This window comes from Rhizobium sp. GCM10022189 (assembly GCF_042656325.1).
GTDB lineage: Bacteria > Pseudomonadota > Alphaproteobacteria > Rhizobiales > Rhizobiaceae > Rhizobium.
On sequence record NZ_JBHSOR010000002.1, the window covers coordinates 405,391 to 430,474 of the forward strand.

Consider the following 25,084-nt stretch of genomic DNA (forward strand, 5'->3'; position numbering starts at 1 on the left):
TGTCCTCGGAAGCCTTCTTCTTCGGAGCGGCCTTCTTCTTCGGCGCAGCTTCTTCGCCTTCGGCAGAAGCCTCGGCCTTGGCGGCAGCCTTCTTCTTGGGAGCAGCCTTCTTGGCGTCGGCCTTTTCGGAAGCTTCGCCCTCTTCGTCGGCGAGCAGCTCTTCCTTCGTCACCTTCTTGTCGGTGACGTCGATTTCGGTCAGCAGGTGATCGATGACCTTCTCTTCGAAGATCGGAGCGCGGATCGAGGCTGCGGCACCCGGCTGGCTGCGGAAGAACTCGAGGATCTGCTTTTCCTGGCCCGGATACTGGCGCAGCTGCTCATAGATGGCGCGCTGCATTTCGTCTTCGGAAACTTCGACGCCGGCCTTTTCGCCGATTTCGGAGAGAACGAGGCCGAGGCGGACGCGACGCTCAGCGAGCTTCTGATATTCTTCGCGTGCCTGCTCTTCGGTCGTGTCTTCGTCTTCGAAGGTCTTGCCGGACTGTGCGAGGTCGTTGCTGACCTGGCTCCAGATGCCGTTATATTCGGCTTCGACGAGCTTGGAGGGGGTTTCGAACTTGTACATCTCGTCGAGCTGGTCGAGAATCTGGCGCTTCAGCTTCTGACGCGTCAGCGAGCCGTACTGGGATTCGATCTGGCCGCGGACGATTTCCTTGAGGCGATCGGCGGATTCGAGGCCGAGCTTCTTGGCGAGTTCGTCGTTGATTTCGACATCAGCCGGAGCGGCAACTTCCTTGACGGTGACGTCGAAAGTCGCTTCCTGACCGGCGAGGTTCTTGGCCGGGTAGTCGGCCGGGAAGGTTACGGTGATGGTCTTCTCGTCGCCAGCCTTGACGCCGACCAGCTGGTCTTCGAAGCCCGGAATGAAGCGGCCGGAACCGAGAACCAGTTCGGCGTCCTGATCGGTGCCGCCGTCGAAGGCAACGCCGCCGACCTTGCCGACATAGTCCATCTTGACGCGATCGCCGTTGGCGGCCTTGCCCTTCTTTTCGGTGTAGTCGCGGGCGCTTTCAGCGACCTTGAGAACCTGTTCGTTGACTTCATCGTCGGAGATGTCGACGACTTCGCGCGTGACCTTGATGCCCTTGTTCGACTTCAGTTCGATCGGCGGGAGAACTTCGTAGGACAGGGTGAACTCGAAATCCTGCTCGGCAGCGAGAATCTTGTCTGCCTCGTCCTTGTCTTCCGTCATGTTGATTTCCGGCTGGGTCGCCGACTTTTCGCCACGGCTAGACAGGATCTGGGTCGGCTGGTCGCGAACGATCTCGTTGACGAGATCGGCCATGATGGACTTGCCGTAGACCTTCTTAAGGTGCGCGGCCGGAACCTTGCCCGGACGGAAGCCGTTGATGCGGACCTTGTCCTTTACGTCGGCAAGGCGCTCGTTCAGCTTGTTTTCCATGTCCTTGGCCGGGATAACGACCTTGATTTCGCGCTTCAGCCCTTCAGCGAGCGTTTCGATAACCTGCATGTCTTCCTACCTTCATTTCAGTGGCGGCCGTGCCCAGACGCCGTTCGTTTCGGTGAGCACGACGCCGGCCAACTGCCGCACGTGGCTTTTTTCTCAATTCCTGTTCGTTCCGCCTGAAGCGGAACAGCACTCGCTTTTCGGGTATCCGAGACTATGAAGTTCCCAGTCCTCCCGCGCTGCAAGGCAGTCTGGTGCGGGTAGAGAGACTTGAACTCCCACGCCTTGCGGCACCAGAACCTAAATCTGGCGTGTCTACCAATTTCACCATACCCGCGTTCGCGAAACCGCATGCATATGCCTGCGCATGAGGCCTTCCGAGCGCGGCGTCTCTATATCACCCGATTTAGAACAGGCAAAGGAAAAATGAACGGCAAATGACAGGGATTTGCGGCCCAAAGCGCGACCTTCCCGCCAGCCGCGCGGGGTCTCAATAGAGAGGCTCCTCATAGGCCGGCTTGCCGTCCACCACGAGGCTGCGGATCTGCGCGGCACCGGAGGAAGACACGCTGGCGGCAATGGAAACGTCGCCCTCGTTACGGGCCTCCTCCAGCGGCTTGCCCTCGCCTTCCGGCACGTAGTAACGCTCTATCCCGTATTCGACCCGGATGGTATCGCCGCTATCGGGACCATAGCTGTAAAAGGGCAGGCTGCGCAGCACGACCGTATCTGCGGCTGCCGGCAGCGGCCCGAACGACGATTCGACGATGCCCCAGAAGCCGTCCTGCTGGCGCCTGAGGCGTACCCAAAGGGTCTGCTCGCCGGCCTGCGCCGGAATGCCACCGGTGATCGTCGAGACCGGGACCGACGATATGTCGTAGTTCAGCACCACATAGTCGCCACGCAGGAAATCGCGCGGATCGACCGGGGCCGTCTTGAGCAGAACTTCCGTACCGTTTGCCAGGATCGAAGCCCTGCTCTGGATCACGTAACCGAGGATCAGCGTCTGCAGCCCGGCGACGAGGATCGCGGCAAGAATATAGAAGCGGCCGGGTTGCGGTCTTGCGAAGGCAAAGCTCATGCGCGTTCCTCCACGCGGCCTGCCGCGAAGCGTTTTTCAAGGCGGATGACGACCCAGGCGACGGCTGCGACCACCAGGCCCGAAAACAGGAAGAGGCTCGACGTGCCGAGGATCGTGCCGACCGTCACCGAGGCCAGATAGAGCATCTCGGCGGCGAAGGCGCCATAGGCCAGGTAGCGGACGGCGCCATTGTCGCGGCCGTGCAGCACGATCGCCGCAACAGCGGCGGCAAGCGTCAGCAGGCCGATCACGACCATGGGGGCGCCTTCGTCCAATTCCGTGTGAAGCAGGAGCAGTCCCATGATTGCGACGAGGAAACTATAGAATGCCGGCGCGGCACCCGCGGTTCCGACGAGCGCGGAAATCGGGCGGACAGGCAAGGCGGTCAGCAGGAAGGCCAGCATGCCGAGGGCCGCGAAGGCGATCGCTACGGAAATCTCGTCAACAACGACGTAGAGCCAGGCGAGCCAGCCGACCACGAGCAGATAGGCAAGATGGCGCGCCCGCTCCGCGCCGGTGAAACGCACGAGCCCGATGACGACAGCTGCCATGACAAGCGGCACATAGGGGCCGAAGCCGAACCAGCGGGTATCGAAATTCTCGAGATAGACCGCGAAGGAGGCCCAGGAAAGAAAGCCGGCGACGACGGTCACGGCCGCAGAGCGGAACAGAATTGCCGAAACGGTGGCGACGGCAAACCAGAGATACATGACCGTCTGCTCGTCGCCGGACAGGTGATACATCTGGCCGACAAGGGAGATGGCACCGCCGAAACTCAGCGCGCCGATGACGAGCAGGCCGCCGGCCGTTGCGAGCGCGCCACGCAGGAGAAGGAGCGCCGCGCCGATGTGAACGGCCCAGATCAGCGCCAGCATCAGGCCGACACGGACAAGGCGCGGGATATATTCCCAATTGGAGGCGACAAGCAGCAACAGCGCCGCGCCGAGCAGCACGGCTGCCAGCCCCATCAATACGCGGCCGAGGCTGAAACTTGCCGGACGCGCATCATATTCGGCAAGCAGAGCTTCAGCCGCCTTCGCCTCAAGAAGTCCCTTCTCCACCCAGAGCGAGAGATCCCGCTCCAACCTGCCGCGATACATGCCCACCCCCGCATCGTTCCGTCATTATCGGCTTTCGCCTTTATAGCGCAGGATCGGCCCGCGGAAACGCCAGCCTTGCAAATATGCAATTTCCTCATTGGCCTAATTCGCATCAGGCGTTAACGAAACACTAACCGCAATATTGGCAATATATAAGGGCCGGCGAAGAGGCATGCATGAACCGCATAGCCCTCATGAAGATATTGCACTGCAAAATCATCAAAAGTCATACTATTTACCTGCATGTCGAAGCACGGGGATGGCGCCCCGGCCCGGTTTTCCGGATGCCTGCGGACCATATGTCCGTGACGAGATTCGCAGACGCGCACTCCTCCTCCCAGCGCCCTGCGATAGACTGGCAACACTCCTCCTCCCAGTTGCCAGTCACCATCATGACGCCCACCGGATCCTCCCCCGGTGGGCGTTTTGCTTAACAGGTGATTAAACGATTAGCGCCCCGCCTTTCCGGGCTTTCCCGCGAGTTATGGTGAAGGCTTCGTTAAGTCGTATCGGCTGCCGGCGCGACCTTGCCGCAACCGCCGGCCCGCTCACGTTCTGCAAAACGCACCGCGAAAAGGCATGTGCAGGAAAACGCTCTTCACGGACCCGAAGCCGGCCAAATATTGCTTCGCGAAAACACCCGTTCGCGAAAAAATCATTCTGCCTATTCGTTGACCAGAAAACGGCCAAAGCGTGTAAATCGAGGGCTGAGGTTTGCGAATCACGCATAGGTGGCTTGAAATCTTGGCTCTGTTAGTTCTTCGCGCCGCAACATATATTCTGGTCATCAAATAGAGGTCAGCGCCGAAGACAGGCTGCTGGCAGGATCAAGCCCTAGGAAAGGGGATTAACATGAACTTCTCTCGCTCGTTCAACAACTGGCGCAAGTATCGTCAGACCGTTACCGAACTCGGCCGCATGACCAACCGCGAATTGCATGACCTCGGCATCGACCGCTCGGACATCCATCGCGTTGCTCGCGAAGCTGCCGCCCGCTAAGTACAGGTAATCGCTGCTCCTCCCAAGCAGATTGCCTTCCCAAAACGCCTGCTGCCCTCGCAGCGGGCGTTTTCTTTTTCCCGGTCGTCCAGATTGCCGCAAAGGTTGCGGAAACGTTAATTCTTAGCCCGCTCAAAAATCGCGCTCTGCATATTTACCGGGCATCCGATTGCACATTTGCATAGCAGACGCCTCTTATTTGCACTGCACAATTTCGGGGACCGCGACTATATAAAGGTCAACCGCAGAGACGGCGATCCTGCCGCCTGCGCAAGACATCTGAGGAAGAGACCATGAACCCGATCCGCATTGCAAAGAGCTGGATTAGCTACCGCCGCACGCTCAACGAACTTGGCAACCTGTCCAACCAGACGCTTGCCGACATCGGCGTCAGCCGCTACGACATCCGCAACATCGCATCGCGTTCGTTCCGCTAATAAACGCGAACGAGACGTTCCCCAAGACGGCGCCATCGGGCGCCGTTTTCGTTTTCGGGTCCTGATCGCACCAATCGCAACCTCGGCAAACCGGCCCGATGCCGGTTCAGTGGGCCGGGCCGATCACGTTACGGTGCCGGAAGCGCCGTTTTTGATTCTGCTGTTGGATCGTGTGGGCTGGCGTGATATCAGCCGCCAATGAGCAAGAACTCCTCCTATTCCCCTATTCATGTCATCGGCGGCGGACTGGCCGGTTCCGAAGCCGCCTGGCAGATCGCCAACGCCGGCGTGCCGGTGATCCTGCACGAAATGCGCGGCGTGCGCGGCACCGATGCCCACAAGACCGACGGGCTTGCCGAGCTCGTCTGTTCCAATTCCTTCCGCTCGGACGATGCGACCAGCAATGCCGTCGGCGTCATCCATGCGGAAATGCGCATGGCCGGCTCGCTGATCATGGCTTCGGCCGACAGACATCAGGTGCCGGCGGGCGGCGCGCTGGCCGTCGACCGCGACGGCTTCTCCGATGCCGTGACCAAGGCGATCCACGAGCATCCGCTGATCACGGTCGTGCGCGAAGAAATCTCCGGTCTGCCGCCCAAAGAGTGGGATCTCGCCATTATCGCCACCGGGCCGTTGACGGCGCCGTCGCTTGCGAGCGCCATCCAGGCGGAAACGGGCGAGGATTCGCTCGCTTTCTTCGACGCCATCGCGCCCATCGTCTATCGAGACAGCATCGACATGGATATCTGCTGGTATCAGTCGCGTTACGACAAGGTCGGCCCCGGCGGCACCGGCAAGGACTATATCAACTGCCCGATGACCGAAGAGCAGTACAACACCTTCGTCGACGCCCTCATCGCCGGCGATACGGTGGGCTTCAAGGAGTGGGAAGGCACGCCCTATTTCGACGGCTGCCTGCCGATCGAGGTGATGGCCGAGCGCGGACGCGAAACGCTGCGCCACGGGCCGATGAAGCCGATGGGCCTGACCAACGCGCATAACCCCTCCGTGAAGGCCTATGCCGTCGTGCAGCTTCGCCAGGACAATGCGCTCGGCACGCTCTACAACATGGTCGGTTTCCAGACGAAACTGAAATATGGTGCGCAGGCGGAGATCTTCCGCCTGATCCCCGGCCTGGAGAATGCCGAATTCGCCCGCCTCGGCGGCCTGCACCGCAACACCTACATCAACTCTCCGACACTTCTCGACCCGTCGCTGATGCTGAAATCGCGTCCGGGCCTGCGTTTTGCCGGTCAGATCACCGGCTGCGAAGGTTATGTGGAAAGCGCAAGCGTCGGGCTGCTGGCCGGCCGCTTTGCGGCTGCGGAGCGCAAGGGCGAGGCGGTTTCGCTTCCGCCGGCAACGACTGCGCTCGGCTCGCTGCTCGGCCACATTACCGGCGGCCATCTCGTCACCGACGAGGAGCCGGGCAAGCGTTCGTTCCAGCCCATGAACATCAATTTCGGCCTGTTTCCGGAATTGCAGCCGGGTTCGATCGTCAAGCCGGAAGGCATCAAGCGCTTCCGCGGCAAGGACAAGACGATCATGAAGCGGCAGCTGATTGCCAAGCGGGCGCTTGCCGATTGCGCCGCCTGGCTGGGTCAGGACGTCAAGCTCGCCGAAAGCGCCTGAGATTACCGCGGTTAATGCCCGTTTGCCGCCGTGCTGTTCGGCGCAGGCAATTCCTTGTCCGGCTCGGCGACATAGTTGCCGAGCAGCCAGAGCGAGACTTCCGACGCCTCCTTGGCCGAGGCGAACTCATAGGTGCCGTTGTGCGAGGGCGCATTGACAAATTCGATGCTCAGCCCCCGGCCCGTCTCGGAGGCGAGAACCCGCACCGTTCCCGGCTCGATCAGATGGCATGCGAAGTGGCGCGACATGTTGCGCATGAAGCCGGCCTTGTTGTCATGCAGACGCACGAAGACGGCCTGGCCGTCCACGGTCGCCTGTAGCTGGCGGATCGCTTCGTTGGGAAATGCACGGCCAAATTCGATGATGGCGAGGCCCGTATCGTGCAGGCCATCCTCCTTGTTCTGAGCAGCCATGCGCGTCGCCACGAAGGCGAAGAAGACGACGATGGCGAAAAGAACGCACCAGACGATAATGCCCACGCGATGTCTCCGTTTAAAATGGGGTCGTCGCAGACATAACGCGCGAGACTTGCGCGAGTTTGACCGTCATCAGATTTTCTTGCGCATGCCGGCAAAAGCCATGCGCAGCTGGCGGCGCCATTGCGGCTGCTGCAGCGAGACCTCCAGAACGGCCGCACCCCGCTTCTGCGCCTTCACCAGCACCGGTTCCGCAAGCGTTGCCGGCAGGAAGGCAGGCAGCACGGACGGCGGAATGGCAGCCGCCCTCGCCTTGGCAAGATGGTCGCGGCCAAGCCCGGCAAAGGCCTCGACGGCTGCGGAAATACGCAGCTTGTCCGCACCGGCCAGGAAGGTTTCGCGGTCGAGGCCCGTCGCCTTGAGGATTTCAAGCGGGATATAGAGCTGGCCGCGGCGGCGGTGCAGCGGCATCAGCAGCAGCATGCCGGAAATGGCCTGCGCCACGCCGGCGTGACCGGCGGCATCGGCGCAGTTCATGGCGTCCTCGGGCGAAAGGATCAGGCCCGCAAGCTGGATGAGGGCCGAAGCCGTTTCGCCCGCATAGCCTTCCAGCGAGGTTCGGCTTTCCATCGGGTCGTCGTAGAGATCGAAGATCCGCGCCTCCGTCATATTGACCAGCGTCTGGCGCGGGAGCCGATGCGCCTCGACAGTCGAAAGAAGGGCCGCGGCGAGCGGATTGGCCTCTGTCGAGCCGCGCGCATTGCCCTCCAGAAGATCGCGCCAATATTGCATGCGGATTTCGCCGGGCAGAGGTTCGTGCACGAGATCGCGGATGCGGGCAAGTTCCGCATTGAACGCATAGAGGGCGGCGAGCGCGCCGCGCTTATCCTCTGGAGACAGCAGGCACGCAAGGTAGCGGTCGCGATCGGTATCGCGCAGCGTCGCCAGGCTGATCTCCTGGTTCGTCTTCGGATCGGCCATGTTTCAGACCGCGATCAGGGCGGCGGCGACGGCACGCTGTTCGGAAAGCATGATGTTGAAGGTGCGCACGGCGGCACCCGTGCTCATCGGGTCGGAAGAGATGCCGCGCGTCTTGAGCGCCGCGCGCAGTTCTGCAGGCAGGCGGCGCAGCTCCGTGCCGGTGCCGACGAGCAGCACCTCGATATCGGCGGCTTCATCGAGCACGCGGCGGAAATTCTCCACCGACAGCGGCTTCGTCATGTCCATGTCCCAGCCGTGAATGCCCGAGGGCAGGCAGAGGATGGAGCCGCGATGCGACATGTCCGCAAAGCGGAAGCCGCCATTGCCATAGGTGTCGATGGGAGCGCGGCCCGGGAAATGGGCGTCGCGGATTTCAATGCCTTTTGCCATGTATCTATACCGCCGGCTTGCCGGATTTCATGCTGATGTCGCCCTCGTCCCCGTCACCGGTCTCCTGGCGCAGCCGGAAGATGATGAGAACGGGCGCCGCTATATAGATGGAGGAGAATGTTCCAAGCGCAACGCCGAAGAGCATGGTGAAGGTGAAGGAGCGGATGACGGCGCCGCCGAAAACGTAAAGCGCAAGCAGCGCAAGCAGGGTCGTGGCGGCCGTCAGAATAGTGCGCGACAGCGTCTGGTTGATCGCCGCGTCGATCAGGATCGGCAGCGGCATCTTCTTGTAGCGTTTCAGGTTTTCGCGCATGCGGTCGTAGACGACCACGGTATCGTTCAGCGAATAGCCGACGACGGTCAGAAGGGCTGCCACGCTCGTCAGGTTGAATTCCATGCCGGTCAGCACGAAGAGGCCGAGCATGATGATGACGTCGTGCAGCGTCGCGACGATTGCGCCGACCGCGAACTGCCATTCGAAGCGAATCCAGATATAGACGAGGATGGCAAACAGCGAGGCCAGGATGCCCGATGTCGCCAGCATCGTCAGTTCGCCGGAGACGGCCGGCCCCACCACTTCCACGCGGCGGAAATCGTAGTCGTCGGCGAGTTCGCCGCGAATGAATGTCGCAACCGACTGCTCGGCATTTTCGCCGCCGTCCTGCGAGCCGACACGGATAAGGGCGTTGGCGGCATCGCCGATCGGCTCGACACGCACCGGTCCGAGGTTCAGTTCGTTGAGGCGGGCGCTCAGATCGGCAAGATCGGCATTGCCCTGCTTCGCCGTGACCTCGATCAGCGAACCGCCGGTAAAGTCGATGCCGAGCTGGAGGCCGACCGTTGCGAAGGCAAGCATGGCGGCGATGCAAAGTGCTGCCGATGCCGTGAAGACATAGCGGCGGATGCCCATGAAGCGGATATTGGCATGCTCGAACAACCCGGTCAGCGCGCTCTTCGGCAGATGGCGCGGATGGCGCCTTGCAAGCCACGCGGCCACGAGGCCGCGCGTCGACGTGAAGGCCGTCAGGATGGTCGTGAGGATGCCGACCGCCAGCGTCACGGCAAAGCCGCGGATGGATTCGCTGCCGACGAAAAACAGAATGACCGCCGCGATGAAGATCGTGACATTGGCATCGACGATCGTCGCGAAGGCGCGCGAGAAGCCACGCCCGACCGCCTGGGCGAAGGTGGCATGCGCCACCCTCTCCTCTTCGCGGATACGCTCATAGATCAGCACATTGGAATCCACGGCCATGCCGACGATCAGCACGAGGCCGGCAATGCCCGGAAGCGTCAATATGGCGCCCGAAAGACTGAGCACGGCGACGATCAGCACCAGATTGAAGGCCAGCGACACGACGGCGATAATGCCGAGCATGCGGTAGAGCGCGATCATGAGCGCTGCGACGAGCACGACGGCGACGATGCCGGCGACGAGACCTGAGAAGACGGATTCGGAGCCGAAGACCGGGCTGACGGTGCGTTCCTCCACCGATGTCAGCGTCGCAGGCAATGCGCCGGCCCGCAGCATGACGGCCAGATCCTGAACGCCCTCTTCGGAGAAATTGGCCGATATTTCGCCGCTGCCGTCCGTGATCGGCGCCTCGATGACCGGGTCTGCCATCACCTGGTCGTCGAAGACGATGGCAAGATGTTTTCCGACATTATCTGTCGTTGCCCGCGCCAGACGCTTCGCGGCCTCGTCGTTCAGGCGATAGACGATCGCGCCGTCCTCAGTCTGCGGGTCCGTCTTCGTATCGACCTCGGCAAAATCGGCGCCTGTCGCGATCACCGTGCGATCGATGAGGTAGGGAACCGGCGGGTCGTCCAGCGAATAGAGCACCTGCGATGTCGCCGGCCAGCGGCCGGCAAGCGCCTGCTGGCCGGTCATGCTTTCATCGATAAGATGGAAGGAGAGCGCGGCGGGCTCGTTCAGCAGGTTCTTCAGCCGTTCGGCATCGACGGCGCCCAGCACCTGGACGGCGATGCGGTCGTCCCCGTCGGGACGAACGACAAAGTCCTGCTTGCCGAAACCGGCGATGCGGCGGGCGACAATATCGAGCGAGCGGGTCCGTGCAACAACGGTGTCGGCATCGATCGCCTTGTCGGAGATCTGCAGCGTCAGTTGGCCGTCATTGCTCTGCTGCAGCGAGATATTGGCCGATGTCAGCGATTTCAGGAGGCCGGCCGCGGCTTCAAGCTGCGCCGTATCCGTGATCTTCACGGTCACGGTCTGCGCGGTCCCGGTAAGGCCGGTATAGCGGATGCCGGCGCCGCGGAGCGCATCACGAACGCTGGCAACAGTTGCCTCGAGCCGATCACGGATGATGTCGGAGCGTTCGAGGCGCAGGACGATATGGGAGCCGCCCTGCAGATCGAGACCGAGGGTGACGCGGGCCTGCCGCAACCAGCCCGGCAGGGAGGAGAGCTGCGCCTGGCTGAGAAGATTGGGCGCAGCGACGATAATTGCGGCAATCGCAACCAGCCAGATCAGAAGTGTTTTCAAGCGGGAAAAATGGTGCATTCTCTCGACTATCTTCCGACCCGGCAGGTGTTGCTATCGCATGTTATGCAGCGTCTGCCTTGACCGGCTCGCCCTTCACGCGGACTTCGGAAATGCCGGTACGGACGATGCGCACACGCACGCCTTCGGCGATTTCGACTTCCACTTCCTTCTCATCGACAACCTTCGTAACCTTGCCGACAAGACCGCCGCCGGTGACGATCTGGTCGCCGCGACGGATCGCCTTCAGGGTTTCCTCGCGCTTCTTGGCCTGCGCGCGCTGCGGGCGGATCAGCAGGAAATACCAGACCACCATCAGCGGCACGAACAGGATGATCATTTCGAGGCCTGAGCCGCCGAAAGCGCTCGTGGCGTCGGTTGCGCTCTGGGCAAATGCCGGGGTGATAAACATGCTAAGCTCCTCAGGCTGTGGGCGGCGGAACCCCGCCTCTCTTTTCAAGTCGCCGGACTATAGTTGCAGCCTTGATGAATGCAACAAAAACAGCCGGAAACCGTACCGATTCCGCTGCCTCATAACCTTTCCGCTGTGGAAAGGCCATGCTACCCGGCATCAAAAACGAAAGCGGATAATCGCTGCGATCTATCAAGGAGGCACCCGATGGCCGAGGAAATCAATAGCGTTCTGCTTCAGGAGCTGAAGAGACTTGCTGATGCGGTCGAACGGCTGGCCGGCCCCGCAGCCGCCGCCAACGACTGGGACGCCGCAGACTGTTTCGTCTGGTCCCCTGCCCGGCAGTATCTGCAGCCCGTCCAGCGCCCCAATCGCGTGGCGCTGAAGCTCATCCGCGGCGTCGATCACGTACGCGACATCCTGCATGAAAACACCGTGCGTTTTGCCGAGGGCTATGCGGCCAACAACGTGCTGCTCTGGGGCGCGCGCGGCATGGGCAAGTCCTCGCTGGTCAAGGCCGTGCATGAAGACGTGCGCCGCGAGAGCGGTGTGTCGCTGAAGCTCGTCGAGGTCCATCGTGAGGATATTGCCAGCCTGCCGACGCTCCTCGACCTGCTCAAGGACACGCCGCATCGCGTCATCGTCTTCTGCGACGACCTGTCCTTCGACCATGACGATACCGCCTACAAGTCGCTGAAGGCGGCGCTCGACGGCGGTGTCGAAGGTCGCCCGGACAATGTGCTGTTCTACGCAACCTCCAACCGGCGCCACCTGCTGCCGCGCCACATGATGGAAAACGAGCAGTCGACAGCCATCAATCCGTCCGAAGCCGTCGAGGAGAAGGTGTCTCTGTCGGATCGTTTCGGCCTGTGGCTCGGCTTCCACAAGTGCAGCCAGGAAGATTATCTGACGATGATCGACGGTTATGCCGAGCACTTCAAGCTCGGCCTGGAGCGCGAGAAAATGCATGCCGAGGCGCTGGAATGGGCCACCACCCGCGGCGCCCGCTCCGGCCGTGTGGCCTGGCAGTATATCCAGGATCTCGCCGGCCGCATGCGCGTCCATCTCGACCGCGCCTGAACCGCCGCATATTTTCGCGATAGCTTCAAAACGACAAAAGCCCGGCGGCTGGCCGGGCTTTTGCATGTTCCTGGGACGCTCTACCTGCTCAGGAAATCTGCGCTCTGACTATTCCAGGAAGGTCATGGGGTTGACCGGAGAGGCATCCTTGCGAACCTCGAAGTGGACCTGCGGCTGCTTGACGTTGCCGCTCATGCCCGAGACGGCGACCGTCTGGCCGCGCTGGATCTTCTGGCCGCGGGCGACGCTCAGCGTATCGGCATTGCCGTAGACGGTGACGGTGCCATCGTCGTGGCGGACGAGAACCGTGTTGCCGAGTTCCTTCAGGCCGTTGCCGGCATAGATGACGACGCCGTTTTCGGCTGCCTTGATCGGCGTGCCCTGCGGAACCGAGATATCGATACCGTCGTTGCGGCTGCCGTTGACGTTGGCGCCGTAAGCGGCGATCACCTGACCGCGAACCGGCCAGCGATATTTGCCGATACCCGTGGCTTCCGGTGCGGCGGCGCTGACGTCGGACTTCTTCTCGACATCGTCGACCGTCTGCGTGGCGGCAGGAGCCTTGTAGGGCGCCGGCTGGGCGGAAGCCGTCTGGACCGGAGCGGCGGCAGGCTGGGCGGGCTTGGCCTGCTCGGCCTTCTGCGCCGGGATGGAGGCGGTCTTGATCGTATCGGCAGGGGCCGCGCCGTTCGGGATCTTCAGTTCCTGTCCGATGCGGATCGAGCTTGCCGACAGATTGTTGGCCGCCTTGATGTCGTCGATATCGGCGCCTGTCGCCTTGGCGATCTTGGCAAGCGAGTCACCCTGCTTGACCGTATAGGTGCCTGCAGCGCCATTCGGATTCTTGCCGCCGCCGGCCGGTGCCTTGCCCAGCGGGTCTGCGCTTGCGACGGTCTTGTCGCGGACGGAGTTGGCGCCGGGAACCACGGCAACCTTCTGCTCCTGGCCCTTCGTCGGCTGCGGCAGGTTGCCGGGCTTGGAAAGATCGGCAGACTGGGCCGCGGCCTTGGCGGCATTGTTGCCGCCATTGAAGGTCGGGATGAGGATCGACTGGCCGGGCTGGGCGGCAGACGCCGTCTTCAGATTGTTGACACGCAGGATTTCCTTTTCCGGAACACCGTAGCGGCGGGAAAGGACGGCGATATTTTCACCGGGACGCAGCGTGACGGAGGGCGCATTGGTCGCCGACCAGCCGGAAACCTTCGGCGTCGTGCCCGTCGTCAGCGTATCGGGAACGACCTTCGGCGCATTTGCACCTGCCGGAGCGATGCGATCGGGCTTCGGAGCGGCCGGGAACGGCTGGGCGAGAGCGACGTCCCTTTCCCGCTGACGGGGCGAGACGGACCCTGCGCTCGGCGGTGCAAGTTCGGAGCGCTGAATGGAAACCGGTGCGGATGCCATCCGCGCAGCGGAGCCGGAGCCGACGGCCGGATCATAGCTCGGACGACCCGGATAGGGCTGGCTCATCGCATCGTTGCGGGCGTAAGCCGGCTGCATGGCCGAGCCGCCGAGATCGGCGCGTGGCACCGGGTCGCCCTGCGGCCCGTTGAAACTCCTGCGCGGGATCGAATTCGTCGTCATCTGATCCTGCCCGGAGGAGGAAAAGAGACTGCCGAAACGTGTTACATCGGAGCTGCAGCCCGTAGCCGCACTCGCCAGCAAGGCGACGACCAGAAAATTGCCGGCCGATTTCCCGAACTTCGGCGAAAGACTGAAACGCATGACTCGACCCACTTAGAACGCAACCATTTGTGAATCTATTAAAGCGCGTTAGTGTTACCATGCGGTTAAGGCGCTGGAATCAGGGCTATATTTTTGAGAACTTGATAACCATAAGTTTGCGGGCGAAAAATCATAGCCCGCCGGGCCTTGCCGCCTGCAGATCTAAAGCTGCGAGGCAAGCCGTGGCACAATCGGCAGATAGGGAGCATCGAAAAGCTCTTCCCGCTCGAAGCGGCTGCCGGTCTTCGTCAGCCGCACCATGCGGCATTCGTTCTCGGAGATCATCAGCGGCGCGATCATGGAGCCGCCGGAGACGAGCTGATCGGCGTAGAAGCGCGGCATGGAGTTGAAGGCTGCCGTGACCAGGATGCGGTCGAACGTGCCCTCGCCCTGCATGCCGTTGCTGCCATCGGCCTGACGGATGATGACGCTGCGCAGGCTGAGGGCTTCCATGCGGCGCTGGGCCGAGAGCGTCAGCGTCTTGTAGCGATCGACCGTCAGCACGCGTTCCGCAATGCGACCGATGACCGCCGCCGTGAAGCCGCTGCCTGTGCCGATTTCGAGCACGCGCTGGCCGGGACGGACCTTCAGATGATGCAGGAGACGGACGGCGAAATCGACGCCTTCCAGAAAGGAGCCGCATTCGATCGGGATCGTGCGGCTGGAATACGCATTCTCGATAAATTGCGGTGGCACAAACAGCGAGCGCGGCGTCTGCTCGACAGCCGTCAGCAGATCGATGTCGGAAATGCCTTCCGCGCGCAGTCTGAGGACCAGCGCTGCGAAGCCTTCCTTCTCGGCCAGTTTTGCCGTCAAGCCTTTACTCCGTTTCCGAGGACCTGCGCCACGCGGTCCGTCACGGAATAATCGGTCAGATCCAGTTTCAAAGGTGTTACCGAAATCTTATTATGCTTGAGGGCGTGGATATCGCTGCCCTCGGTAAAGGCGCCGGCACGTTCGCCGAATTTCAGCCAGTAATAGGGAAAACCGCGGCCATCCGTGCGCGCATCGACCTGCAGGTTGAAGGCGAGCTTGCCCTGCGACGTCACTTCGACACCTTCAACGTCTTCGGGACGACAGTTCGGGAAGTTGAGGTTGAGGAAGGTGCCCTCGGGCAGATCGACCGTCATCAGCTTCTCGAGCAGCGCAGGCGCGTGCGCCTCGCACACTTCCCAGGGCAGAAGCCGGGCGCCATTGTCGTAAACATAGGCCTGGCTGAGCGCGAAGGAGCGTACGCCCTGCATCGTGCCTTCGATGGCACCGGCGATCGTGCCGGAATAGGTGACGTCGTCGGCAACGTTGGAACCGGAATTGACGCCTGACAGCACGAGATCCGGCTTGATGTCGAGCACCTGCTTGATGCCCATGATGACGCAATCGGTCGGCGTGCCGCGCAGCGCATAGTGCTTGTCGGAAATCTTCCGGAGCCTCAGCGGCTCCGAAAGGCTGAGCGAATGGGCAAGACCGCTCTGGTCCGTTTCAGGGGCGACGATCCAGACATCGTCGGAAAGCGCCCTTGCGATCCGTTCCAGCGCAGCCAGGCCTTCGGCATGAATACCGTCGTCATTCGTCAGCAGGATGCGCATTCTCTCAGGCCGCCCGTTCGATCTTCGTCAGGCCGCCCATATAGGGCAGCAAAACGTCCGGAATCGTGACGGAACCATCCTCGTTCAGATAATTTTCGAGAACGGCGATCAGGCAGCGGCCGACAGCCGTGCCGGAGCCGTTCAGCGTGTGAACGAACCTCGTCGCCTTGTCGTCCTTGCCGCGATAGCGGGCGTTCATGCGCCGCGCCTGGAAATCGCCGCAGACGGAGCAGGACGAAATTTCGCGGAAGGTGTTCTGACCCGGCAGCCAGACTTCGAGGTCGTAGGTCTTGCGCGAGCCGAAACCCATATCGCCCGTGCAGAGCGTCATCGTGCGGAAATGCAGGCCGAGGCGCTTCAGCACTTCCTCGGCGCAGGCCGTCATCCGCTCGTGCTCGGCGAGCGAACTCTCTGCGTCGGTGATGGAGACCAGCTCGCATTTCCAGAACTGGTGCTGGCGCAGCATGCCACGGGTATCGCGGCCGGCGGAGCCTGCCTCCGAACGGAAGGAGGGAGTGAGCGCGGTAAAGCGCAGCGGCAGCTTCTCCTGCTCGAGGATTTCCTCACGCACCAGGTTCGTCAGCGTCACTTCCGCAGTCGGAATGAGATATCGGCCATCCGTCGTCTTGAAGAGATCTTCCTCAAACTTCGGCAAGTTGCCGGTGCCGAACAGCGCCTCGCTGCGCACCATCAGCGGCGAGGAAACTTCGGTATAGCCATGCTCTTTCGTATGCAGGTCGATCATGAACTGACCGAGCGCGCGTTCCAGCCTGGCCAGAGGCCCGGTGAGGACCGTGAAGCGCGCACCGGAAAGCTTGGCGGCGCGTTCGAAATCCATATAGCCAAGCGCTTCGCCGATTTCGAAATGCTCCTTCGGCGCATGGTTCCAGCGCGGCCTTTCGCCGACGATGCGGGTCACGACATTGTCGTGCTCGTCCTTGCCGACAGGCACGTCGTCGTGCGGCACATTCGGGATACGCGAGAGCTGGTCGTTGAGCTCGGCGGACAACGCGCGCTCTTCCTCTTCGGCGGCCGGCAGCGTTTCCTTGATCTCTGCGACCTCGGCCTTCAGCTTGTCGGCAAGCTCGGTGTTCTTCTGCGCCATGGCGGCGCCGATCTCCTTGGAGGCGGCGTTGCGGCGGGAGAGCAGGTCCTGCGTCTTCTGCACGGCGGAGCGGCGCTTTTCGTCAAGGGCGATGAGAGATTGCGACAGAGGTTCCGCGCCGCGCTTTGCAAGGGCGGCATCGAGAGCCTCGGGATTCTCACGGATCCATTTGATATCGAGCATCGTCGTTCCAGATCGTTTCAACAGACATGAACCGGTCGGGAAACCCCCGACCGGATGGGAAACGGCAGAACTCGGAGAAATGTCGTGACGCGCTCAGACGCTGTCCGTCTTGGCGACCTCGGAGGATTCACTGGCCTCTTCAAGCGCCTGTTTGGAACGCTGACGCTCCACGAGTCGTGCCGCGTAGATGGAAATCTCGTAGAGAAGGATCGTCGGCAGCGCAAGACCGATCTGGGACATGGGATCGGGCGGCGTCAGCACCGCGGCGACCACGAAGGCAAGCACGATCGCGAACTTGCGCTTTTCGGCGAGCCACTGCGACGTCAGAAGGCCGACGCGGGCCAGAAGAGTGGTGATGACCGGCAGCTGGAAGACGAGGCCGAAGGAGAAGACCAGCGTCATGATGAGGCTCAGATATTCCGAAACCTTCGGCAGAAGCGAGATCGCCACTTCATCATGGCCGGGCGCCTGCTGCATGGACAGGAAGAACCACATGACCATGGGCGTGAAGAAGAAATAGACCAGCGCACCGCCCATGAGGAACAGGATCGGCGAGGCGATCAGGAACGGCAGGAAGGCCTGACGTTCGTTCTTGTAGAGGCCGGGCGCCACGAACTTGTAGATCTGCGCGGCAATGATCGGGAACGCGATGACAAGACCGCCGAACATGGCGACCTTGACCTGCGTGAAGAAGAATTCCTGCGGCGCCGTATAGATCAGCTGTGCCTTGTCGACATCGAGATGCGCCCAGCTGACAGCCAGCTTGTAGGGATAGACGAGGTAGTTGAAGATGTGCTTGGCAAAGATGAAGCACGCGATAAAGGCGAGGAAGAACGCGCCGATCGACCAGATCAGCCGCGTGCGCAGCTCCATCAGGTGCTCGATCAACGGCTGCGGCTTGTCTTCGATATCACCGCTCATGCCTCATCCTTCTTCTTTTTGGCCGCCGGCTTTTTGACTTCGGTCGGCTTCCTGGCCGCGGCGACCCGCTTCGGCTTTTCGGCCGGCGCGGCCACCAGTGCGGCGGCATCGGCCTTGTCCGCCGCCTTCACGCGCGGCTTGCGCACGGGCTTCGGCTTTTCCGCCACGGCAACGGGCGCGACGGTTGCGGCGGCGACCGGCTGCGGTGCAGGCACGACCGGCGGCGTTTCCGGCAGGCTCAGAGACGGCGCCGGCGCCGATACGTCCGCGGGCGGGACTTCCGTCTTGTTCTCCGCGGCCTGCTCTGCCGGCTTGTCGACCCTTGTCGCGTTCTGCAGATCGGCCTTGATCTCGTTGCCCATCTGGCGCAGCGGGTTCATCGCCTCGCGCAGGCTGTTGACCGGATTGAGCTGCTGGGCGTCGCTGATCGTGCGGCGCACGTCGTCAAGTGCGGCTTCGCGCAGCGCTTCGTCGAATTGCGCGCGAAACTCGCCCGCCACCTTGCGGGCACGTGCCGTCATCTTGCCGAAAGCGCGCAGCATCGGCGGCAGATCCTTCGGACCGACAACCACGATCAGAACGACCGCGATAACCAAGAGCTCGGTCCAGCCAATATCGAACATGCAAGGCTCCTGAACGGGCGGCGCGGGGGCTGCGCCCTTTCCCGTACGTGGTTATTTCGTTTCGTCGGCCTTGTGATCGACGGTCTTTGCGGCTTCCGGCGCGTCCTCGTCGTTCATGCCCTTCTTGAAGCTCTTGATGCCCTTGGCAACGTCGCCCATCAGTTCCGGGATCTTGCCGCGACCGAACAACAACAGCACGATGACCAGGACGATCAGCCAGTGCCACATGCTAAAAGAACCCATTACGCATACTCCCTGTTGCGGTGTTCCCTCGATGTAAGAATTTCCGATACGGTTTCCAACATCAATCCTTCTGGATTGAGCTTAATGTCACGGTATCGGCCTTTGTGACAAGCCATTCATCCATCGAAAAGTAGTGATTGACATTGTTTTGCGCGCGCATGGCAAAAGCAAGACCAACCTTCGCTAGTCTTCAGCGGCACCGCCGGGGGCGAGCAGTCCAAGCTCTTCAAGGTCCAGTTGTGTAATCGGATCCTCGTCCTCGGTCAGCTCGTCGTTCATGAGGGGGGACGGTATGTTGAAATTGGCGGGGATGCGGCCGGAGAGCAGGCCGGCGCCCTTGAGTTCTTCGAGGCCCGGCAGGTCACGCAGTTCCTCAAGGCCGAAATGGTCGAGGAAATCCCGCGTCGTGCCGAGCGTAACGGGCCGGCCCGGCGTGCGGCGACGGCCGCGGAAACGCACCCAGCCCGCCTCCATCAGCACGTCAAGCGTGCCGCGCGAAGTCTGGACGCCTCTGATATCCTCGATTTCGGCGCGCGTCACCGGCTGGTGATAGGCAATGATCGCCAGCACTTCGAGGGCGGCGCGGGAAAGCTTCTTCACCTCGTTTTCGTCACGGCGGATGACGAAGGAGAGATCGGCAGCCGTGCGGAAGGCCCAGGCATCGTCGACCTGCACGAGATTGACGCCGCGCGGCGCGTACTGGTCCTTCAGGCGCAGCATGACCGCGTGCGCGTCGAATCCTTTCGGCAGGCGATCGGTGATGAAAGCTTCCGATACAGGCTGGGCGGAGGCGAAAACCAAAGCTTCGGCTATGCGCTCCGCCTCTATCTCGGCCTGCAGATCGCGGACAATGCCCTCGCCCTCGCCTTCCCCGTCCTCGCCCTCAAAATCATCGTCTCGCACGTCGATCAATCCGACTGCTCCTGTTCGACCACCTGCAAGGTGGCATGTTTCGGGCCGCGACGCATATAGATCGGCTGGAAGGCGCCGTCCTGGCGGATTTCGAGCTTGCCTTCGCGCACCAGCTCAAGCGAAGCGGCAAAGGCGCTGGCGACGGCGGTAACGCGCTCGGCAGGGCTTGCAAGGTAGCGCAGCAGGTATTGTTCGAGCGCGGTCCAATCGACGATGTCGCCGATCATCTGGGTCAGCAGTTCGCGGGCATCGGTCAGCGACCAGACATTGCGCCGCTCGATCGTCACCTGCGTGATCGCATGGCGCTGGCGCAAGGCCGCGTAGGCACTCAGGAGATCGTAGAGATTGGCGTCATAATCGGACTGGTGGCGGGCCGGGATGTGCTCAGGCGCACCGCGGGCGAAAATGTCGCGTCCGAGCCGGTTGCGATTGACGAGGCCGTCGGCCACCTGACGCATCGCTTCCAGCCGCTTGAGGCGGAAGGCCAGCGTCGCGGCCATCTCCTCGCCCGAGGGGCCGTCGTCCTTGACCTGCTGCGGGATCAGCAGCCGCGATTTCAGGTAGGCAAGCCAGGCGGCCATCACGAGATAATCGGCGGCAAGCTCGATGCGGATACGCCGGGCGCTTTCGATGAACTGCAGATATTGCTCGGCAAGGGCAAGGACGGAAATGCGCGACAGATCGACCTTCTGGTTGCGGGCAAGGTAAAGCAGCAGGTCGAGGGGGCCTTCGAAGCCGGCGACATCGATCACGAGCGGGGGTTCATGGGTGGCACGCTCCGAGCCGTTCTCCTGCCACAGCTTGTCCATCGGCGTGGACGCCGCCTGTGACCGCTCTGTGCCCTTGATCGTGTTCACCCTGACCCTGCCTTTCCGGCCGCCGTCACGCCGTTGCAAACATGGCGTCGAATTCTGCCCTTATCGCCGCCTCGTCCGTCGCGTCCGGCGCCGGGAACCCGTCCTCGACGATCCGTGCCCGCTTTCGGGCAGCACCCGTGAGCGGCGGAACATTTGCCACGACCTCACGCATCTCGTCCATATGGCCGTTGCAATGCAGCACGATATCGCAGCCGCCTGCAATGATATTCGCAGCACGTTCGCCGATCGTGCCCGAAAGCGCATTCATCGACGTATCGTCGGAAAGCAGCAACCCCTGGAAGCCGATCTCGGTGCGGATCACCTGATCGATCACCTTGCGGGAGGTCGTGGCGGGATTGTCCGGATCGATGGCCGTAAAGACGACATGGCAGGTCATCGCCATCAGCTCATCCTTCATGGCGACGAAGGGCGGGAAGTCATGCGCCTGCAATTCCTCGCGAGAGACGGTGACGACGGGCAGCTCCAGATGCGAATCCGCAAAACCGCGCCCGTGGCCCGGCATGTGCTTCATGACCGGCAGCAGGCCGCCGGCTTTCAAGCCCTCCGCGGCCGCCCGTCCCATCGCCGTGACGGTTGCGGGATCGCCGCCATAGGCTCTGTTGCCAATGACATTGTTGCTGCCTTCGACCGGGACGTCGAGCACCGGCAGGCAATCGACATTGATGCCGAACCTCCGCAGATCGAAGGCATGCAGGCGCGACATCAGCCAGGCGGCGCGCAGGCCAAGGGCACGGTCGCGGCGATAGAGATCGCCGAGCGCCTGCCCCGGCGGATAGTGCTGCAGGATCGGCGGGCGGATACGCTGGACGCGGCCACCCTCCTGATCGATCAGCACCGGCGCATGCCAGCCGACGCATTCACGCAGCTCGGCAACGAGATCGGCGATCTGCTGCGCTTCGGAAATGTTTCGCCCGAAGAGAATGAAGCCCCACGGGCGCTCTGCCCTGAAGAAGGCCTTCTCTTCGTCGGTCAGCTTGAGGCCGCTGCAGCCAAGGATCATTGCTTTTGATTCGCTCATACCCGAATCATAAGGGCTGCACCGCGAATTGCGAGCGAGGTCAAGCGCGATCCCACAAAAAAGAACGGCGGGACAGGCCCGCCGCTCCGATCAGACAGTCGAAAAAGCTCAGCGCGAGATGAGGCAGCTGCCGCCGGCCGCGCGATACTGCTCGCAAAGCGCGGCAGCTTCATCCTTGGAACCGGCCGGGATACGGACGCGGTAGAACGTGCCCTTGCCGGCAATATCGGCCTTGCGGATTTCATAGGCACGGCCACCGAGCACGCCTGCGAATTTCTTCGACAGGCTGGCATAGGACTTCTTCGCCTCATCCTCCGACGGCAAGGATGCGATCTGGATGCCGTAGCCACCGCTCGCGGCGGCCGGAGCCTGCTGTGCCGGCTGGGCGGCGGCGGCCGGCGCAGAGGCAACCTGGGTCGGTTTCTGCGGGGCTGTCGGGCGAACATTGCCGTTTTCCGTTACGGTGCCGACGACATTGACGGGCTGCTCGGCCGGACGGGCGATCGGCACGGGTGCCGTATCCGTCGGCGCAGCGGATGCGGATGCGGCATCGGTGATCGCAGTCGTCGCGACTTCGCGAACCGGCGGATCGACCTGGCCGGCGTTGGCGGCGTTCACTTCGGCCGCCTTTGCCGTGGTCTGAGCCGGCTCGGCCGCAGGTGCGGTTTCGGCAGGGGGAAGCGCCGAAGACGCAGCCTGATTGCCGGCGCTGGCCGGGAAGCTTGCGGCAGACGGTGTTGCGGCAGGCTGACCTGCAGGCGCGGCCGAAGCGACTTCGTCGGCCGGTGCGGATTGCCCGGCAGGCGCCGGCTCTTCGCGGGCGACAAGCGTGCCATCCGGCTTGACGATCATCGTGCGGACCTTGCGCGGCGAAACGGACGATGCGGCACCGTCATCGGCAGAGGAGGCATCCGCGGTCGCATTATGGTCAGGCAGCAGGCGCGGATCCTGCGTCTCGCCGACGGCGGTCGGCAGAACCGGATCGGCGCCGCCCTCATCGTCATCGGGCGAGACTTCCGGCGTCAGCGTTCGCTGGACGACATCGACCGGCTGTTCGTCGGAGGAGACGAGAGCCTTCTGCTTCGGCTCTTCGGCAGCACCCGCAACGCGGTCATAGACGGCCTTGTCCTGGTTCGGCACGGTCTTACCGCCCGGATTTTCGGGCACGACCTTGACCGGGTCCTTATCGGCGGCAATGACGCGCGGCTCGCCCGAGCCGACGATGCTGAGGCCGGGACCGTTGGACAGCCAGCTGTAGACGCCGTAAGCGCCGCCGGCAAAGACGACCAGCATGGCGGCCGCCGCCAGGAGGCGGCGCATGGAGCGGGCGCGATTGAAATCCGCCGTCTGGCTTGCGGATTCGATACGGACTTCGGAAACATTCTCGCGGCGCTCGACCGGTTCACGGACGCTGCGGCGGAAATCCTCCTCCAGCGCCCGTTCGAAATCATCAAGACCGTCGGCGAAGGCGTTGCCCGCCGGCTTGGCCGCAGCGGCGGCCGTTGCAGCAGCAGCCGGGGGCGCCCAGGCAGGGGCAGCCGGCGCCTTCTCCTGCCGCTTGGCAGGCTCGAAGAAGCTTGCGATCTCGGCATCGAGATCGAAATCGAAATCGGCGGTCTTGGCGACCGGTTCCGGGTGCTCGACAGGCGGCAGCGTCGGGACATGCATGTCCTCGACCGTTTCCGGACGATCTTCCGGATCGGAGATCATCGAGGGGTCGAAGGGCAGGTCGTCGGTGGTTTCGCCTGCCGGCGCCGGCTTGGCGCGGCTCACCGGAGCAGGCTGCGGCTCCGGCGCGAAAACCGGCGCAGGCTGCGGACGCGGAGCGGGCTGCGCCGCAGCCACGGGTGCCGCAGCACGCGCGGGCTCGGGCTTCGGCTGCGGAGCCGGTTCGGAAAAGTCGAGATCGGCGAGTTCCAGCTCGATGCCGGCAAGGTCCAGCTCGAAATCATGGCCGGCAAAGGGGTCTTCGGCTTCCGGCTCCGGCTGACGCGCGACGACAGGTGCGGGCGCGATAGGCTGCGAGACCGGCTCGACCGGTTCGCGAACGACCGGCTTCGGTGCTTCCGGCTGGCGAAGAACCGGCGTCGCACGGCTCATCGGCACCGGCGCGATCACCGTCGGCTGCGCAGGCGCGCGAGCGACAGGCGCTTCGAACACGGGTGCCTCGAACACGGGGGCCTCAAAGACGGGCGCCTGGAAAACAGGCGCGGCCGGCTGCGGCGCAGCAGGCTCGGGCGCGGCGGCAACAGGCTCCGATACGATGGGGGCAGCGGAACGCTGCGGCACCGGATAACGCGATACGTCCGCCAGGAGATCGTCGAGATCGAAGGCATCCGCATCGAAGACCGGCTCCGGCGGCGCTTCCGTCAGGGCCGCATCGGCGTGAACATCGCCTTCGGCGGCAGCCGCAACCAGATCGAAACCGGCATTGTCGGGCTCGGACGGCTTCTCGAAAGCAGCGACATCATCAAGGGTTGCGACGGGCTCTTGCGGAAGGGCAATGTCTTCGTGGCGGTCAATCTCGGCCGGGAAACCGAAGGATGCCGCAGCCGGCTCGAAATCTGCCGCTTCAACCGCGGCAATAGCCGGAGCCTCTTCAGCCACATCAGGCGCAACAAGCTCGGGCTCGACCGTCAATTCCGGCTCGGCCACAAACGCGTCAGCGACGGCGAAGGTTTCCACCGCAGACTGAGCCGGCTCAACAACGGGCACCTCGGCAACCGGCAGTTCGGCGACCGGCTCCGAAAGAACCGGCTCTTCGCGACGCGGCGCATGAAAATTGGCAAGCGGCAGGCGAATGCTGGCGGCCGACCACTGCGGCGCCTTCGCCGGCGGCTGGACGACCGGAGCGGCAGGAAGAGCGCTGCCGATCGAAAGCTCAAGCTCCTCGATCAGGTCGCGAGCACCACCATAGGCCGTGAAAGTCACCGGAGGCTCCGCGGAAACGGCGACAGGCTTCGAGGGAGCCGGAGCCCAGCCGGCGGCGGCAGGCGCCTCCCATTCGGCGGCAACCGGTTCCGGTGCGGGCACCTCGGGAGCGGCAGCAACCTCTTCAGGAAATACGGGCTCGACGACAGGCGTCTCGAAATGGGCCAGAACCGAAGGAACGAGCTCTTCGCCGATGGAGGGCACATCTTCCTGAACCGGCTCGACATAGTCGTAAGCATCACCATCCTGAGCGACCTGCTCAGCCGGATGATCGAGGGCAGCCAGGGGACGCGGCGCATCGTAACGCTCGAACTCGCGCAAAAGCTCGTCCTCGAGATCGAGGGCGGGCTCCTGTCGTTCGGGATCACTTACGGTATTGGCGGCAACACGAGGCTCAAAGCCGACGATACGAGCGAGTTCTGCCAACGGATCGTCGTCGGCAAACATATCGTCTTTTCCACGCGTATCATACGCAAGTCGTTTATCAGCCATGCCCATCCCACTCAAAAACGCAAACACT

The 25,084-nt window shown here is 62.7% G+C and carries 23 protein-coding genes and 1 tRNA gene; 4 read left to right on the forward strand and 20 right to left on the reverse strand.

Annotated features, from left to right (window positions below; all coding sequences use genetic code 11):
* The 4 genes from tig to ACFPWW_RS02235 form a co-directional block, all read right to left on the reverse strand.
* On the reverse strand, positions 1 to 1,474 hold a 1,474-nt coding region (gene tig / locus ACFPWW_RS02220; protein WP_377310126.1), incomplete at its 3' end, for a trigger factor.
* Positions 1,475 to 1,663: 189 nt separating this feature from the next.
* Positions 1,664 to 1,748: transfer RNA gene (locus ACFPWW_RS02225), tRNA-Leu, on the reverse strand.
* A 153-nt stretch (positions 1,749 to 1,901) separates the two neighbouring features.
* On the reverse strand, positions 1,902 to 2,492 hold the full coding sequence (locus tag ACFPWW_RS02230) for a GDYXXLXY domain-containing protein (protein WP_377310128.1): 591 nt from the start codon (positions 2,490 to 2,492) through the stop codon (positions 1,902 to 1,904).
* Entirely contained in the window at positions 2,489 to 3,592 is a 1,104-nt protein-coding gene (locus tag ACFPWW_RS02235) for a DUF2157 domain-containing protein (protein ID WP_113499592.1), read from the reverse strand. The genes ACFPWW_RS02230 and ACFPWW_RS02235 overlap by 4 nt, the downstream gene beginning before the upstream one ends.
* A gap of 852 nt (positions 3,593 to 4,444) precedes the next feature.
* On the opposite strand from ACFPWW_RS02235, the gene ACFPWW_RS02240 reads away from it, so the two are divergent.
* The 3 genes from ACFPWW_RS02240 to trmFO all read left to right on the forward strand — a co-directional run bounded on the left by ACFPWW_RS02240 (position 4,445) and on the right by trmFO (position 6,660).
* On the forward strand, positions 4,445 to 4,591 hold the full coding sequence (locus tag ACFPWW_RS02240; RefSeq protein WP_112568189.1) for a DUF1127 domain-containing protein: 147 nt from the start codon (positions 4,445 to 4,447) through the stop codon (positions 4,589 to 4,591).
* Between the two features lie 293 nt (positions 4,592 to 4,884).
* Positions 4,885 to 5,028 (forward strand): DUF1127 domain-containing protein, encoded by a 144-nt coding sequence (locus ACFPWW_RS02245; protein ID WP_112568191.1) that lies wholly within the window; start codon positions 4,885 to 4,887, stop codon positions 5,026 to 5,028.
* 198 nt (positions 5,029 to 5,226) lie between these two features.
* Positions 5,227 to 6,660 carry a methylenetetrahydrofolate--tRNA-(uracil(54)-C(5))-methyltransferase (FADH(2)-oxidizing) TrmFO gene (gene trmFO / locus ACFPWW_RS02250; RefSeq protein ID WP_112568193.1) on the forward strand — a complete coding sequence of 478 codons (1,434 nt, stop codon included), beginning with the start codon at positions 5,227 to 5,229 and terminating at the stop codon, positions 6,658 to 6,660.
* An 11-nt stretch (positions 6,661 to 6,671) separates the two neighbouring features.
* On the opposite strand, the gene ACFPWW_RS02255 is transcribed toward trmFO, so the two are convergent.
* The 5 genes from ACFPWW_RS02255 to yajC form a co-directional block, all read right to left on the reverse strand.
* Positions 6,672 to 7,139, reverse strand: a complete 468-nt coding sequence (locus tag ACFPWW_RS02255) for a hypothetical protein (RefSeq protein ID WP_112568195.1) — start codon at positions 7,137 to 7,139, stop codon at positions 6,672 to 6,674.
* A 69-nt stretch (positions 7,140 to 7,208) separates the two neighbouring features.
* Entirely contained in the window at positions 7,209 to 8,057 is an 849-nt protein-coding gene (locus tag ACFPWW_RS02260) for a phytoene/squalene synthase family protein (protein WP_377310131.1), read from the reverse strand.
* A 3-nt stretch (positions 8,058 to 8,060) separates the two neighbouring features.
* Positions 8,061 to 8,447 (reverse strand): Mth938-like domain-containing protein, encoded by a 387-nt coding sequence (locus ACFPWW_RS02265; RefSeq protein WP_377310132.1) that lies wholly within the window; start codon positions 8,445 to 8,447, stop codon positions 8,061 to 8,063.
* 4 nt (positions 8,448 to 8,451) lie between these two features.
* Complete coding sequence (secDF, locus tag ACFPWW_RS02270) at positions 8,452 to 10,971, reverse strand: protein translocase subunit SecDF (RefSeq protein ID WP_377310134.1); 2,520 nt, start codon at positions 10,969 to 10,971, stop codon at positions 8,452 to 8,454.
* A gap of 43 nt (positions 10,972 to 11,014) precedes the next feature.
* On the reverse strand, positions 11,015 to 11,362 hold the full coding sequence (gene yajC, locus ACFPWW_RS02275) for a preprotein translocase subunit YajC (protein WP_007813582.1): 348 nt from the start codon (positions 11,360 to 11,362) through the stop codon (positions 11,015 to 11,017).
* Between the two features lie 207 nt (positions 11,363 to 11,569).
* On the opposite strand from yajC, the gene ACFPWW_RS02280 reads away from it, so the two are divergent.
* The gene (locus ACFPWW_RS02280; protein WP_112704891.1) at positions 11,570 to 12,442 is read left to right on the forward strand and encodes an ATP-binding protein; all 873 of its coding nucleotides are present in this window, start codon (positions 11,570 to 11,572) and stop codon (positions 12,440 to 12,442) included.
* A gap of 108 nt (positions 12,443 to 12,550) precedes the next feature.
* Here ACFPWW_RS02280 and ACFPWW_RS02285 read toward each other — a convergent pair whose 3' ends face one another.
* The 11 genes from ACFPWW_RS02285 to ACFPWW_RS02335 form a co-directional block, all read right to left on the reverse strand.
* Positions 12,551 to 14,164 carry a peptidoglycan DD-metalloendopeptidase family protein gene (locus ACFPWW_RS02285; protein ID WP_377310137.1) on the reverse strand — a complete coding sequence of 538 codons (1,614 nt, stop codon included), beginning with the start codon at positions 14,162 to 14,164 and terminating at the stop codon, positions 12,551 to 12,553.
* A gap of 162 nt (positions 14,165 to 14,326) precedes the next feature.
* Positions 14,327 to 14,980 (reverse strand): protein-L-isoaspartate(D-aspartate) O-methyltransferase, encoded by a 654-nt coding sequence (locus ACFPWW_RS02290; RefSeq protein WP_112568207.1) that lies wholly within the window; start codon positions 14,978 to 14,980, stop codon positions 14,327 to 14,329.
* Complete coding sequence (gene surE, locus ACFPWW_RS02295) at positions 14,977 to 15,750, reverse strand: 5'/3'-nucleotidase SurE (RefSeq protein WP_112568209.1); 774 nt, start codon at positions 15,748 to 15,750, stop codon at positions 14,977 to 14,979. The genes ACFPWW_RS02290 and surE overlap by 4 nt, the downstream gene beginning before the upstream one ends.
* A gap of 4 nt (positions 15,751 to 15,754) precedes the next feature.
* Complete coding sequence (gene serS / locus ACFPWW_RS02300; RefSeq protein ID WP_377310138.1) at positions 15,755 to 17,038, reverse strand: serine--tRNA ligase; 1,284 nt, start codon at positions 17,036 to 17,038, stop codon at positions 15,755 to 15,757.
* Positions 17,039 to 17,131: 93 nt separating this feature from the next.
* Positions 17,132 to 17,959: a twin-arginine translocase subunit TatC gene (gene tatC / locus ACFPWW_RS02305; RefSeq protein ID WP_112568213.1), complete on the reverse strand. Its 828-nt coding sequence runs from the start codon at positions 17,957 to 17,959 to the stop codon at positions 17,132 to 17,134.
* Positions 17,956 to 18,582, reverse strand: coding sequence for a Sec-independent protein translocase protein TatB (gene tatB, locus ACFPWW_RS02310; RefSeq protein WP_377310142.1), 627 nt, complete (start codon positions 18,580 to 18,582; stop codon positions 17,956 to 17,958). The genes tatC and tatB overlap by 4 nt, the downstream gene beginning before the upstream one ends.
* Before the next feature lie 51 nt (positions 18,583 to 18,633).
* Positions 18,634 to 18,825 (reverse strand): twin-arginine translocase TatA/TatE family subunit, encoded by a 192-nt coding sequence (locus ACFPWW_RS02315; RefSeq protein WP_112568217.1) that lies wholly within the window; start codon positions 18,823 to 18,825, stop codon positions 18,634 to 18,636.
* Positions 18,826 to 19,008: 183 nt separating this feature from the next.
* Positions 19,009 to 19,728, reverse strand: coding sequence for an SMC-Scp complex subunit ScpB (gene scpB / locus ACFPWW_RS02320; RefSeq protein WP_377310418.1), 720 nt, complete (start codon positions 19,726 to 19,728; stop codon positions 19,009 to 19,011).
* A gap of 5 nt (positions 19,729 to 19,733) precedes the next feature.
* Entirely contained in the window at positions 19,734 to 20,594 is an 861-nt protein-coding gene (locus ACFPWW_RS02325) for a segregation and condensation protein A (protein ID WP_377310144.1), read from the reverse strand.
* A gap of 25 nt (positions 20,595 to 20,619) precedes the next feature.
* Positions 20,620 to 21,633 carry a beta-N-acetylhexosaminidase gene (gene nagZ / locus ACFPWW_RS02330; protein WP_377310145.1) on the reverse strand — a complete coding sequence of 338 codons (1,014 nt, stop codon included), beginning with the start codon at positions 21,631 to 21,633 and terminating at the stop codon, positions 20,620 to 20,622.
* 108 nt (positions 21,634 to 21,741) lie between these two features.
* A complete protein-coding gene (locus ACFPWW_RS02335) occupies positions 21,742 to 25,056 on the reverse strand; it encodes an SPOR domain-containing protein (RefSeq protein WP_377310149.1) in 3,315 nt (1,104 codons plus the stop codon).
* Positions 25,057 to 25,084 lie beyond the last annotated feature (28 nt).